This window comes from Kaistella haifensis DSM 19056 (assembly GCF_000735695.2).
Classification (GTDB): Bacteria; Bacteroidota; Bacteroidia; order Flavobacteriales; family Weeksellaceae; genus Kaistella; species Kaistella haifensis.
On record NZ_JASZ02000001.1, the window covers coordinates 148,554 to 162,452 of the forward strand.

Here is a 13,899-nt window from a genome sequence, read left to right on the forward strand (position 1 = left end):
TATTTAATCACAAAAAAATACAAACTATGAGTTTAATTGATTTAATCACCGGAAACGCCGGAAACCAAGTAGCGACACAAGCCGAAAATAAATTCGGCATTAGCAAGAACCAAATTATTGCACTTTTAGCAGTTGCTTCGCCTTTGGTTATTTCTTATTTAAGAAAAAAATCACAAGAAGATCCCAATGAGGCAGAGGCTTTAAATAACGCTTTAGATAAAGACCACGACGGAAGTATCCTCGGTGATCCTTCGCAAGTAGAAGCACGCCAACAAGAAGGTGGTTCTATTTTGGATCACATTTTCGGAGGTCAAAAAGCTACCGTAGAAAATCAACTTTCTCAGAATACCGGAATTTCAATAGACAAAATCGGACCTATTTTGGCAATGTTGGCACCTGTAATTATGGGTTATATTGGTAAACAGAAACAATCAAATGGTGTAACTTCCGGTGGAGGTCTAGGTGATTTGTTGGGTGGAATTTTAGGTGGCGCGCAAAGCCAAGCTCAAGCTGAACCATCAAACCCATTGAATGATATTTTAGGTAGCGTTTTAGGTGGTTCACAAGCCAATAATTCTGGGAATCCTTTGAATGATATTTTGGGGTCTGTTCTTGGAGGAAGTAATCAGCAACAGCAATCACAAGGTGGATTAGGTGGATTATTAGGAAGCATTTTAGGCGGAAAATAAATTCTCCTCGTTCAAAATAGAATTAAATTTAAGAAACCGAAGATTATTCTTCGGTTTTTTTAGTTTTCTTAGCTTTTGTCTCCGCTTTTTCAGCTTTTTGTTTCGTGTCAGAATGTACTTCGGCATTTTCAGATTTTCCTGTAGGATATCCCACTTCTTTTCTTACTTTAACTTTCGAATCTTTCTTTTCCTCTTCATTCAAAACCTTTACCGGAATACTCTTAACGGATTTCGATTTTCGCGGTCTTCTTTTACCATAAGTTCCTGCAAAGATCTTTCCACGTCTTGATTTTTGATCTCCTTTTCCCATAATTAAACTATTTTTTGATGTTGATTTCTTCAAAGTTAACTAAAAAAACCCCAAAGCGAATCTTAAAAAATCATAAATTTTAAAGTTTACATACTATCAATCACTACTTTACTAAAATTCCTTTAGCCCAAAAATCACTTCTTACAGTCGTTCAAAAAACTTATCTTTGCGCTTGCAAAATAGATTAACTCAAATATCCTAAAAAATATGTTTCGGACGCACACCAACGGAGAACTTACCTTACAGAATCTTGATCAAATTGTTACCCTTTCGGGCTGGGTTCAGACCATCCGAGACAAAGGATTTATGATTTGGATCGATCTTCGGGATCGCTACGGAATCACACAATTGGTACTTGATCAAGAACGTTCATCGGCTGAATTAATAGAAGAAGCTAAAAAGCTCGGACGTGAATTCGTGATTCAGGTTGAAGGAAAAGTCATTGAAAGAGTTTCAAAAAACCCAAATATTCCTACAGGCGAAATAGAAATTTTAGTTGAAAATTTAACGATTTTAAATGAATCTCAACTTCCGCCATTCACCATCGAAGACGAAACCGACGGCGGCGAAGAACTGAGAATGAAATACAGATATTTGGACATCCGCAGAAATCCGGTAAAAGACAAACTTATTTTCCGCCATAAAATGGCACAAAAAGTAAGAAATTACCTTTCTGACCAAAATTTTATCGAGGTAGAAACTCCGGTTCTCATTAAATCTACTCCGGAAGGAGCGAGAGATTTTGTGGTTCCGAGCAGAATGAATCCGGGCCAGTTTTATGCGCTTCCGCAATCGCCACAAACTTTCAAGCAACTGTTAATGATTGGCGGAATGGACCGTTATTTCCAAATAGTAAAATGTTTCCGTGACGAAGATTTGCGTGCAGACAGACAACCGGAATTTACCCAAATCGATTGCGAAATGGCATTTGTAGAACAGGAAGATGTTTTGGAGATTTTTGAAGGAATGACCGCAACTTTATTGAAAGATATCACCGGTAACGATTTCGGGAAATTCCCAAGAATGACCTTCGCGGACGCCATGAAAAAATACGGAAACGACAAACCTGACATCCGTTTCGGAATGGAATTCGTGGAAGTAAATGAATTGGTAAAAGGCAAAGATTTCAAAATTTTTGATGACGCAGAATTGGTCGTTGGAATCAACGTGGAAGGTTGTGCCGATTATACCAGAAAACAAATTGATGAGCTGATTGATTGGGTAAAACGCCCACAAATCGGCGCTTCAGGAATGGTTTGGATTAAATTCCAAAATGATGGCGTTGTAACTTCGTCTGTAAATAAATTCTATTCCGAAGAAGATTTGCAGCGTGTCGCGGCTGCCTTTAATGCAAAAGCAGGAGATTTAATCTTCCTCATGTCCGGAAACGAAAATAAAGTAAGAACTCAACTTTCTGCGCTGAGAATGGAATTGGGTAACCGTTTGGGTTTAAGAAATCCAAAAGAATTTGCACCGCTTTGGGTAATCGATTTCCCACTGTTGGAATGGGATGAAGAAACAGGACGTTATCACGCAATGCACCATCCTTTCACTTCACCAAAACCGGAAGATTTGGAACTCATTCATACTGAACCCGGAAAAGTTCGCGCCAATGCTTATGATTTGGTCTTGAACGGAAATGAAATCGGAGGCGGTTCTGTAAGAATTTTCGATAAAGATTTGCAGAGCAGAATGTTCGATTTGTTAGGATTCACCAAAGAAGAAGCTGAAGCACAATTCGGATTTTTGATGAACGCATTTAAATACGGAGCACCACCTCATGCTGGTTTGGCTTTTGGTTTTGACCGATTAGTAGCGATTTTAGATGGAAATGAAGTGATCCGAGATTACATCGCATTCCCGAAAAACAATTCCGGAAGAGACGTGATGATCGATGCACCGAGTCCGATTGCGGATTTGCAGTTGGAAGAATTGGCATTAAAAGTTGATATAAAGGAATAACTATTTAAACGTAAAGTTTAATTGTTTAGCGTTTTATTGTAGAAAGCAAAATTGCTTTTCCTTCAAATCCAAGCGAATGTTTTATGAAAATTTACTCGCTCTTTGATTACTAAAATGTTCAAAATTTTAAAGTATTCTGGTTTAAAGAATTTCCAAAAATACAGAAGCAATCTCAACAATGGGATTGCTTCGTCATTTTTACGAAAAATCAGCGCAGTGACAACATATTATGGCAACTTCGCCACCAAGCTTTCCGGCAGATTTTTCAGAATTAAATAAATCGCTTTCCATTTAATATTAGGGACATTGACAAAAGAATTTCCAACATTCACAATTTTTTTAGCAACATAATCCGGTTCCATCATTAAAGATTCGTTCAATTGTAAACCTTCATTAATTTTACTTCGGATGTAACCCAACACAAAAACATTTACCTTAATATTTCTTGAAGAAAGTTTCTGGCGAAGTCCGGCAAGATAAATGGTAAAGGCCGATTTTGTGCTTCCATAAACGAAATTACTTTTTCGTCCTCGCACTCCCGAAAGCGAGGACAAGCCGATAATTTTTTCTAAATTTTTGTTGGATATGTCCATCGCAATAATATTCAAAATAGAAACTGCACCGCAATAATTGGTGTGCATCATCGTCAAGGTTTTTTCAAAATCTTGAAAAGCCTCGTGGTTTTGCACCAAAAATCCGGCTGAATACAGAACGATGTTTGGTTTGAAAGGCAATTCACTATAAAACTTTTGATGGGAAGCGAAATCCACCGCATCAAAATACAGCAAATCCACTTGATCAGCATTCAGATGATTTTCTTTAATGAATTTCTCCATCGATTCTAAATTTCTCGAAGCCATCATCACGCGGAAATCTTTTTGTAGATACAGTTTCGCACACTCTTTCGCCACGTCGGAATTGGCCCCTAAAATCAAAACACTTTTTTCTGAATTCATTTGAAATTTCAAGAGAGTTTTATTGTTTCATCCTCAATCTTTCCTTAATATTTTGAATATTTTGTTTCGCTGAATCTTCCAGAATTAAACTTGCGCTCATCAAAATTCTTTCCGGCATTAATTGATCAAAATGTTCGGAGCCTTCCCACGAAACTTTTTTGATTAAAGCCAAAGCGTCCGCACTTCTTTCGGATAATTTCTGCATAAAAGCTTCAATTTTCCCATCCATTTCGTCAATATTTTCTGAAACGGAATGATAAACATCGTGTCTTTCGCACCAATCGGCGCTGCGGAAATCTGCATCGATGGACATCGCAGCGTAAGCTGATTTCCCGATTTTTCTTTCAACATAGGGTCCAATGACGAAAGGTCCGATTCCTAAATTCAATTCAGTTAACGCCATTGCTGCATCTTTGGTACCAAAACAATAATCAGCAGCACACGCTATACCCACGCCTCCACCAGTTGTTTTTCCCTGAACGCGAACAATGACTAATTTTCCGCAAGAGCGCATCGCATTCAGAACTTTTGCAAAGCCGCCAAAAAATATTTTTGAATTTTCCAAATCTTCGATTTCCAGTAATTCATCAAAACTGGCTCCCGCACAAAACGCTTTTTCTCCGGCAGATTTTAAAAGTATGGCTTTTACCTCAGGTTTTGCGCCTTCATCAAGAATAATCTGAGCCATTTTCTCCAGGATTTCTCCGGGTAATGAATTGCTTTTTTCGGTTCCGAAAGTGATTTCGGAGATATTATTTTTAAGTTCTTGGTTTACAAATCCGTTGTTCATTATTTTTTATTTAAGGCAATTAAATATTTGTCGATATAGAGTTCTTTTTCTTTGCTTTTGTACTGCTGAATATATCTGGGATGTTCCAAAACCGTCATTTTGTCGAATAACTTTTCCTCGCGGTTAATTTTTTCAATGAAAGTCGCGTTCTTTTTTCCTAAAATAAAGACCTCCGAAGTGTCCAAACCCAAACTTATATGATCCTTTAAACTCTGAATCATAAAGGGTTTTACGGCTTCGAAAAGATTTTTGTCGTCATAGTAATTGGCGTTTAAATTACCTTTAACCGTATTCCTGACAATCGCCAACGGAAACGGCGAATTGATATAAAATTTACTGTAAAACTTTTCTGCGCCTCCGAAAGCTTCGATCATATCATAAATGAAAACCGAAGAAACTTCATGAGTTCGTGCAGACTCCATTATAATCCCGCAGGCGCTTTCCAGCCTTTTGGTATCTGTAAACGGAACGCCTGTAACTCCCGCGCCGTGGCGGCTTGGATTGATTCCTATGATGAATCTGCGGCGATCATTATCTGAGTAGAATTTATCGTAGAACTGCTTCATTACCTTAAGCGTTTCGGGATTGTCGAGAAACGGGTTCATTACCTGAAAGCCTGTCGGAAGCTTTCCGGTATATTTTAAATTGCTGTTGAATTCGACGACTTGTTCTCCGAAGGTCATTCTTCTATAATGTTAAATCGGTAAATTAAACCAGATTAAATTGTTCAAAATGATGTGTAAAATGTTTGCGATGAAAAAGTTCCATCATTTCTTTATTCAACATTCCGAAACGTGGATGATAGTGTTCTACTAAAGGATTTTCCCTGTAATAAATCAAATATTCTTTCAAAGTTTCGATGAGTTTCTCTTTGGCTTGATCTAAATTTTTAAATCTTAAGACCGGCATTTCGCCATCTTTCAGCAAAGGATATTGTGCACCCGGCCTGATTTTCTGGTCCGTATAAATCCAGTCCTGAAGCACCTCCAGTTTATCCGCAGGAATTTCTGGAAAATCGGACGGATTTAATTGTCCAAAACCATTTCTAAGAACCTCTTCTAAATGTTCGACCATCAATTGAGGCGTCATCAGACCAAATTTTCTTTCTGAATTTTCGGTGAGGTTATTTAATATTTTCTGAATTTCTTTTGTTTTTAAATCAACGAAAGGAGATTTTTTTGCCACCAAAGTAAGAATGGTTGCTACGCAAACGATTTCATCGCGCTGATTGACAACCTCTACCAACCATTTCACCACGCCGCTCGGGATATTTCTTCCTTTCACGCCTTTGTTGATTCTCTCTTTTGCCGTGAGATAAACCGTAATGGTGTCTCCCGCATAAACCGGCTTGAAGAAACTTGCATTTTCCAATCCGTAATTCGCGATAACAGGACCTTTTTTTCCTGAAACAAACAAACCGGCCGCGACGGAAAGGATAAAATAGCCATGCGCCACCGTTTTATCGAAAATAGTTCCGTTCAGGGAAGTTGCGTCGGTATGCGCATAAAAATGATCCCAAGAAACATTCGAAAAATTCACAATATCGGCTTCTGTAACAGTTCTTCCAGCGGTTTCTAGAGAATCTCCAATCTCTACTTCCTCAAAATATTTTCTGAAAGGATGTTTATCTGAAAAGTTTTGCGTTGCACCTTGTTGATAAATTTGAGTAATCGCGGTCAAAATATCCGGTGAACCTTGAATTGCGGTTTTCTGCAAAAAGAAGTGAAGTCCGTTCAATCCGCCCATTTCTTCGCCACCTCCTGCTCTTCCGGGACCGCCGTGCATTAAAGTGGGCAACGGAGAACCGTGACCTGTAGATTCTTTCGCGTTATCACGATTCAAGACAAAAATTCTTCCGTGTGAGGAAGCCATTTTCCAGGAAGTTTCAGCAACGAAATTTTCATCGTGAGAAATGATGGATCCTACCAAACTTCCTTTTCCTCGTTTTGCCAAAGCAGCAGCTTCTTCCGCATCTTTGTACGGCATAATTGTAGAAACCGGTCCGAAAGCTTCCACTTCATGGGATGCGTTTTTCTCGAAAGGTTTATCGTTGTAAAATACTTTTGGCGAAATGAAAGCGCCATTTTCATAATCGGCGTCCACCAGTTCATGTTTGCCGTCGTAGATGAGTTCTGTTTCAGCTTTTAGAAGTTGAATTTTACTTTCTAGAACTTCCATTTCTTTTTTACCGACGATGGAGCCCATTCTGGTTTCGCGGTTTAAAGGATTACCAATTTTTGTCTGGTCTAGCGCTTTGCTTAAAGCATTCTGAACATCACCCACTAAATTTTCCGGAACAATAATTCTGCGGATGGCGGTACATTTCTGTCCCGCTTTTGTGGTCATTTCATTGCGGACTTCTTTAATAAAAAGATCGAATTCCGGAGTTCCGGGTTTTGCATCGAGTCCTAAAATAGAACAGTTCAGCGAATCTGCTTCCATATTGAAACGGACCGCATTTTTCGAAACTGAAGGTAAAGATTTCAGTTTTCTTCCTGTATTTGCTGAGCCCGTAAATAAAACCGAATCGCCATCCTGAACATAATCCAGAATATTTCCCGGTTCTCCGCAAACCAATTGAATTGCTCCTTCCGGAAGGATTCCACTTTCTATCATGTCCTGGAACACGGCATTCGTCAAATAAGAACCTGGAGTTGCAGGTTTCACAATGCTCGGAACTCCGGCTAAAAGCGACGTTGATAATTTTTCCATCATTCCCCAAACCGGGAAATTATAGGCATTAATCTGCACAGAAACGCCTTCGCTTGGCGTTAAAATATGCGTTCCGAGGAAAGTTCCGTTGGCTGAAATTTTCTGCGTATCTCCATCGACCCAAAATGGCGTGTTGGGTAACATTCTTTTTGCTAAACCGGAATAGGTGAAAAAAGTACCGAAACCGCCTTCAATATCAACCCAGGAATCTGCGTGCGTGGCTCCGGTTTTATAGGACAGATCGTAATATTTCTTTTTTCTTTCGAGAAGGTAAAGTGCTACTTTTTTCAGCATTTCACCACGATCATAGAAAGTCATGGAGGAAAGATTTTTGTACCCGACGGTTCGTCCGTAATGCAAGGCACTTTCGAAATCAATTCCTTCTGTATCGGAAACCGCGACTAATTCACCATTAACCGCATTATAAAGTGGAATTTCGTTGCCAGAACCTTCAATCCACTGTCCGGCGATATAGTTTTTGAGTTTCATGCTAAAGTTTTTAAAATACCTGAAATATTTAAAGGTGTTAAGATACTGAAATTTTCAAATTTTTGGTTTCATAATTCTTCGGAAGCTTTTCATTAGTTTTATATTTCAGTGTATACTTAATACTCAGTTGCTCAAGATTAACATTCTCATAATTTTATCATCGTTTTTTTATGAATTTAGTTAAAAAAATCAATAAAAATTATTGCGCATCCATTTCTAACACTTGCGCATCCATTTCTCGCACTTGCGGAACCATTTCTGACACTTGCGGAACCATTTCTGACATTTGCGGAACCGTTTCTAACACTTGCGCATCCATTTCTATTGGCTGCGGAACCATTTCAAAAGGTTGCGGGATCATTTCTTAGAGTTGCACACGGAAAACTGAGATATGCGCCAAAAAAAATCCCCTTCAAAAAAATTGAAAGGGATTGTATAAGAATTTGCAAATTATCTTGCGCTTAAATCTACATAATCGCGTTTTTGCGCACCTTGGTAAACCTGTCTTGGTCTTCCGATTGGGTCGTTGTGGAGACGCATTTCTTTCCATTGTGAAATCCATCCCGGAAGTCTTCCCAATGCGAACATTACGGTGAACATTTCGGTTGGGATTCCTAATGCCCGGTAAATAATTCCTGAATAGAAATCTACGTTTGGATAGAGTTTTCTGCTTACGAAATAATCGTCTTCCAACGCTACTCTTTCCAACTGCATTGCGATGTCTAAAGCTTTATCTTCGATTCCAAGTGCATCCAAAATATCGTCTGCTGCTTTTTTGATGATTCTTGCTCTTGGATCGAAGTTTTTGTAAACTCGGTGTCCGAATCCCATCAAACGGAAATTATCGTCTTTGTTTTTCGCCTTTTCTACATATTTTGCAACGTCGCCACCATCCTGCTCGATCATTTCGAGCATTTCGATCACCGCCTGGTTTGCACCACCGTGAAGTGGTCCCCAAAGTGCAGAAATACCTGCGGATACTGATGCGAAAAGACCTGTATGTGCAGAACCAACCATTCTTACAGTAGATGTAGAACAGTTTTGCTCGTGATCTGCATGGAGGATCAATAATTTATCTAAAGCTCCTACAACAACCGGATCCAATTCGAATTCAATGTTTGGACGACGGAAACACATTTTGTAGAAGTTTTCTACATAATTTAAGCTGTTATCTCCATGGTTGATTGGTAAACCTAATTTTTTTCTGTAAGTCCAAGCACAAAGGTGAGAGAATTTAGCAAGAAGCATTTCCGCAGCGTGATCCATCTCTTCTTTTGAGTTTACGTTAACCGCTTTAGGATTAAATGCAGTAAGTGCTGACGTAAGGGAAGACAAAACACCCATAGGATGCGCAGATCTTGGGAATACGTCAAGAATTTTCTTCATTTCATCGGCTACGAAGTTGTAATTTTTGATTCCACCTTCGAATTTAGCGAACTGATCCTTATTTGGAAGTTCACCCTGAAGCAAAAGATACATTACTTCGGTGAAGTTAGATTTTTCTGCAATCTGTTCAATAGGGTAACCTCTGTAGTACAATTCACCATTGTCACCATCTAGATAGGTGATGTCGCTTAAGGTAGCTCCTGTATTTTTGTAACCCAAATCCAATGTAATTAAACCGGTTTGGTCTCTCAGTTTAGAAATATCGATTCCTCTGTCACCGATAGTGCTTTCTACAATGGGATATTCAAAAGATTTCCCGTCATAGTTCAGTACAACTTTATTATCTGACATATAAATTATTTATTTTTTACTAAATTATGAATAATGATAGAAAACAGCAAATGAATCTTGCTATAATCTATTAACATTATCTATTATCGTTTTACTTTAAATGCATCTAATCCTGGGAAATAAGCGGACTCTCCTAAAGCTTCTTCAATTCTCAACAATTGGTTGTATTTTGCCATTCTATCTGAACGAGAGGCAGAACCCGTTTTGATTTGTCCACAGTTCATAGCAACTGCTAAATCAGCAATGGTAGAATCTTCAGTTTCTCCGGAACGGTGCGACATTACAGAAGTATATTTATTGTGTTGTGCCATTTGAACAGCATCCATAGTTTCAGATAATGAACCAATTTGGTTTACTTTAACCAAAATTGAGTTTGCGATATCTTCTTTGATTCCTCTCGCCAATCTTTCTACATTGGTTACAAATAAATCGTCACCAACCAATTGAACTCGGTCGCCGATTTTTTCGGTCAACATTTTCCATCCTTCCCAGTCGTCTTCGTGCATTCCATCTTCAATGGAAATGATTGGATATTTCGCAGCCAATTCTGCCAAATAATTTACTTGCTCGCTTCTGTTATATTGAGCTGAGTCTGGAGTTTGGAATTTTCTGTAATCGTATACACCGTCTTTGAAAAATTCTGATGCGGCACAATCTAAAGCAATCATCACATCGTCTCCCGGTTTGTAACCTGCTTTTTCAATCGCTTGCAAAAGAGTATCTAAAGCATCTTCAGTACCGGTAAAAGTAGGTGCGAAACCTCCTTCATCACCTACAGCGGTAGATAAACCTCTTGAATGAAGAATTGATTTTAAATTATGGAAAATTTCAGTTCCTTTTCTCAAAGCGTGCGAGAAAGAATCTGCTTTTACCGGCATCACCATAAATTCTTGGAAAGCAATCGGAGCATCAGAGTGAGAACCTCCGTTGATTACATTCATCATCGGAACAGGAAGTGTGTTTGCATTTACACCACCTACATATTTATACAAAGGCATTCTAAGTTCAGTAGCTGCTGCTTTTGCTGCCGCTAAAGAAACTCCAAGAATTGCATTTGCTCCAAGATTGCCTTTGTTTTTAGTGCCGTCAAGCTCAATCATAATCTGATCGATGAAATTTTGGTCGTAAACGGGAAGCCCTACCAATTCAGGAGCAATTATTTCTCGTACATTTTCTACCGCCTTCAGAACTCCTTTCCCCATATAATCTGTACCGCCATCGCGTAACTCTACCGCCTCGTGCTCACCGGTTGATGCTCCGGAAGGAACCGCTGCGCGTCCCATTGCACCGCTCTCTGTAAAAACATCTACTTCAATTGTAGGATTGCCTCGGGAATCCAAAATCTGTCTTGCTTCAATGTAAGAAATGTAACTCATTGTATTATTTTTAACTTTTATATTTGAATTACAAATTTAATGAAAATAGAACTATATTTTAGTTTTCACCACATGATTTTATGAATGTTAGCGTTAAAATTTAGTTAATTAATTTAGTTTTTTTAAATCAAAAAAAGTAATTGTAAATTTGAGAGATTAAAATTTATATTGATATGAAAAAAATAATTTATGTAGCTTCTGCATTTGTGCTTTTGACGAGTTATAGTTGCAATAAATCTGCAGAAGGAAATAAGAATGTTATGGTGGAAGAGACTTCCGACATTCAAGTTGAGAACAAAAACGGAACGGTAGATACTACAGTTTCCATTCAAAAAACGGAGAATGATGGGGAAAAAATTCAAACGGAATATACCGACCGATATGTTGCAGAAGATGGATCGTCGGCGTTAGTAACTTTTAAGAATAATGGAAAGGAAAATTCTATAAGTATCCGCAGTAATAACAAAACCATTTCCGCTCCGCGAAAGGCAGACCAAGGCGAAGGTGTTTACGGAAATTACGATTTCCAAATTGTTGCTAAAAACGACAGCGTAATCATTACCCAAGGAAATAATGTGATCGCTTTGAAAAAAGCGAGGGTAAATTAAACCTTGTACAAAACAAAAAAACCATTCAAAATATATTGAATGGTTTTTTTATATCTAAAAACTGTTGGAATTATTCAGCAGTTTTTTCTTCTGTAGAGTCTGCAGCTTCTGCAGTTGGTTCTTCAGTTTTAGCATCAGCTTTTGCCGGAGCTTCCTTTACTTCAGCAGCAACTGCTTCAGCTTTAGGAGCGGCAGATCTTCTGCTTCTTCTTGTTACTTTTTTCTCTTCAGCGTTAGGGTTGTAAAGTTCGTTGAAATCTACAAGCTCGATCATTGCAGTATCTGCAGCATCGCCTGGTCTGAATCCAGTTTTGATGATTCTGGTGTAACCACCATTTCTTTCTGCAATTTTAGGAGCAACTGTTCTGAATAATTCAGTAACTGCTTCTTTGCTTTGCAGGTAAGAGAAAACTGTTCTTCTATTGTGAGTTGTATCTTCTTTTGCTTTTGTTAAGATAGGTTCAACATACACTCTCAAAGCTTTCGCTTTAGCAACAGTTGTGTTGATTCTTTTATGCTCAATAAGAGAACAAGCCATATTAGAAAGCAAGGCACTTCTGTGTGAAGCGGTTCTTCCTAAGTGATTGAATTTTTTACCGTGTCTCATTGTTTTTTATTTATCAGCGTCTAATTTATATTTAGCAACGTCGAAACCGAAGTTAAGACCTTTTGCATGCACTAATTCTTCTAATTCTGTTAAAGATTTTTTACCGAAATTTCTGAATTTCATCAAATCAGACTTAGTATAAGAAACCAGTTCTCCTAAAGTTTCCACTTCAGCAGCTTTCAAGCAGTTTAATGCTCTTACAGAAAGATCCATATCAGTTAATTTAGATTTAAGGAGCTGTCTTGTATGTAAAGTTTCTTCGTCGTATTGGATGGATGCTTTCACGGCTTCAGTTTCAAGCGTAATTCTCTCATCAGAGAACAACATGAAGTGATAAATTAATATCTTAGAAGCTTCTGTTAAAGCGTTCTGAGGGCTGATTGAGCCATCAGTTTCAATATCCAAAACAAGTTTTTCGTAGTCTGTTTTTTGCTCTACACGATAGTTTTCAACACTATACTGCACTTTCTTGATCGGCGTAAAGATCGAATCAATCGCAATGGTACCGATAGGTGCATTGTTTGATTTGTTCTGCTCAGAAGGAACATATCCTCTTCCTTTTTCGATGTTAAAAGTGATTTCGAATTTCACATCTTTATTGAGGTTACAGATGATCAAATCTGGGTTTAAAACATCAAACCCTTGGATTGATTTTCCTAAATCTCCTGCTGTTACAGTAGTTTGTCCGGAAACTTTTGCAGTTACTGCTTCAGTTGAAGCGTTTTCAGTTTTAGCTTTAAGTCTTAATTGTTTCAGGTTCAGAATAATTTCTGTTACATCTTCAATAACACCGGGAATTGTTGAAAATTCGTGCTCTACGCCTTCTATTTTGATAGATGAAATAGCATATCCTTCAAGAGAAGAAAGTAAAACTCTCCTCAAAGCATTACCGATAGTAAGACCGAAACCTGGTTCTAATGGTCTGAATTCAAATTGACCTTTGAAATCATCAGAGTTAAGTAGGATTACTTTATCGGGTTTAATAAATGTTAAAATTGCCATATAATTTGGGGTTGAGCAAAAATTTGAAAAAAATTATTTAGAGTAAAGTTCGACGATCAACTGTTCTTTGATATCTTCCGGGATTTGGATTCTTTCCGGAGCAGATACGAAAGTACCTTGTTTTGTTTCGTCGTTGAACTGTAACCACTCATAGTTTGCTTTAGAAGCTAAAGAATCAGCAATTACTTCAAGAGATTTAGATTTTTCTCTTACTGCAACTACATCACCTGCTTTCAACAAATAGGAAGGAATGTTTACTAATTCGCCGTTTACTGTAATGTGTCTGTGAGATACCAATTGTCTTGCACCTGCTCTTGTTTTCGCAAAACCAAGTCTGTACACAACGTTATCTAATCTAGATTCACATAACTGTAAAAGAACCTCACCTGTAACGCCTTTTGCTCTTTGCGCTTTTTCATATAGGTTAGCAAATTGTCTTTCTAAAATACCATAAGTATATTTAGCTTTCTGCTTTTCCATTAGCTGGACAGCATATTCAGATTTCTTTGATCCTCTTCTTTTGTTCACACCGTGTTGTCCCGGTGGTTGGTTTTTTCTTTTCTCGAAGTTTTTGTCATCTCCGTAGATTGCAACACCAAATTTTCTTGCAATCTTAGTTTTAGGTCCAATATATCTTGCCATAATTTTCTAAGGATTATAG

14 protein-coding genes are annotated in these 13,899 nt (G+C 38.0%); 3 read left to right on the forward strand and 11 right to left on the reverse strand.

Features of this window, described 5'->3' with window-relative positions:
• The first annotated feature begins 26 nt into the window (after window positions 1–26).
• Window positions 27–689, forward strand: coding sequence for a DUF937 domain-containing protein (locus AP75_RS00770; RefSeq protein ID WP_088263390.1), 663 nt, complete (start codon window positions 27–29; stop codon window positions 687–689).
• Between the two features lie 43 nt (window positions 690–732).
• On the opposite strand, the gene AP75_RS14820 is transcribed toward AP75_RS00770, so the two are convergent.
• Window positions 733–999, reverse strand: coding sequence for a 30S ribosomal protein THX (locus AP75_RS14820; protein ID WP_031501477.1), 267 nt, complete (start codon window positions 997–999; stop codon window positions 733–735).
• A 207-nt stretch (window positions 1,000–1,206) separates the two neighbouring features.
• Here AP75_RS14820 and aspS point away from each other — a divergent pair, with 207 nt between their 5' ends.
• Window positions 1,207–2,961: an aspartate--tRNA ligase gene (gene aspS, locus AP75_RS00780; protein ID WP_088263391.1), complete on the forward strand. Its 1,755-nt coding sequence runs from the start codon at window positions 1,207–1,209 to the stop codon at window positions 2,959–2,961.
• A 227-nt stretch (window positions 2,962–3,188) separates the two neighbouring features.
• Here aspS and AP75_RS00785 read toward each other — a convergent pair whose 3' ends face one another.
• The 7 genes from AP75_RS00785 to eno form a co-directional block, all read right to left on the reverse strand.
• Complete coding sequence (locus AP75_RS00785; RefSeq protein ID WP_031501478.1) at window positions 3,189–3,917, reverse strand: SDR family NAD(P)-dependent oxidoreductase; 729 nt, start codon at window positions 3,915–3,917, stop codon at window positions 3,189–3,191.
• A 19-nt stretch (window positions 3,918–3,936) separates the two neighbouring features.
• Window positions 3,937–4,707 (reverse strand): enoyl-CoA hydratase/isomerase family protein, encoded by a 771-nt coding sequence (locus AP75_RS00790; protein ID WP_088263392.1) that lies wholly within the window; start codon window positions 4,705–4,707, stop codon window positions 3,937–3,939.
• Window positions 4,707–5,390, reverse strand: a complete 684-nt coding sequence (locus AP75_RS00795; RefSeq protein ID WP_088263393.1) for an SMUG2 DNA glycosylase family protein — start codon at window positions 5,388–5,390, stop codon at window positions 4,707–4,709. Before AP75_RS00795 ends, AP75_RS00790 begins: the two co-directional genes overlap by 1 nt.
• Before the next feature lie 25 nt (window positions 5,391–5,415).
• Entirely contained in the window at window positions 5,416–7,908 is a 2,493-nt protein-coding gene (paaZ, locus tag AP75_RS00800) for a phenylacetic acid degradation bifunctional protein PaaZ (protein WP_031501479.1), read from the reverse strand.
• Window positions 7,909–8,107: 199 nt separating this feature from the next.
• A complete protein-coding gene (locus AP75_RS14195; RefSeq protein ID WP_158212058.1) occupies window positions 8,108–8,269 on the reverse strand; it encodes a hypothetical protein in 162 nt (53 codons plus the stop codon).
• Between the two features lie 89 nt (window positions 8,270–8,358).
• A complete protein-coding gene (locus AP75_RS00805) occupies window positions 8,359–9,645 on the reverse strand; it encodes a citrate synthase (RefSeq protein ID WP_088263394.1) in 1,287 nt (428 codons plus the stop codon).
• An 83-nt stretch (window positions 9,646–9,728) separates the two neighbouring features.
• Window positions 9,729–11,021, reverse strand: coding sequence for a phosphopyruvate hydratase (gene eno / locus AP75_RS00810; RefSeq protein WP_088263395.1), 1,293 nt, complete (start codon window positions 11,019–11,021; stop codon window positions 9,729–9,731).
• 173 nt (window positions 11,022–11,194) lie between these two features.
• Here eno and AP75_RS00815 point away from each other — a divergent pair, with 173 nt between their 5' ends.
• Window positions 11,195–11,629 carry a hypothetical protein gene (locus AP75_RS00815; protein WP_031503436.1) on the forward strand — a complete coding sequence of 145 codons (435 nt, stop codon included), beginning with the start codon at window positions 11,195–11,197 and terminating at the stop codon, window positions 11,627–11,629.
• Window positions 11,630–11,699: 70 nt separating this feature from the next.
• On the opposite strand, the gene rplQ is transcribed toward AP75_RS00815, so the two are convergent.
• Genes rplQ through rpsD form a run of 3 tightly spaced genes read right to left on the reverse strand, consistent with a single transcriptional unit; the run spans window position 11,700 to window position 13,880 of the window.
• Window positions 11,700–12,236 carry a 50S ribosomal protein L17 gene (gene rplQ, locus AP75_RS00820; RefSeq protein WP_088263396.1) on the reverse strand — a complete coding sequence of 179 codons (537 nt, stop codon included), beginning with the start codon at window positions 12,234–12,236 and terminating at the stop codon, window positions 11,700–11,702.
• 6 nt (window positions 12,237–12,242) lie between these two features.
• A complete protein-coding gene (locus tag AP75_RS00825; RefSeq protein ID WP_031503434.1) occupies window positions 12,243–13,238 on the reverse strand; it encodes a DNA-directed RNA polymerase subunit alpha in 996 nt (331 codons plus the stop codon).
• Window positions 13,239–13,271: 33 nt separating this feature from the next.
• Window positions 13,272–13,880, reverse strand: a complete 609-nt coding sequence (rpsD, locus tag AP75_RS00830; RefSeq protein WP_031503432.1) for a 30S ribosomal protein S4 — start codon at window positions 13,878–13,880, stop codon at window positions 13,272–13,274.
• Window positions 13,881–13,899 lie beyond the last annotated feature (19 nt).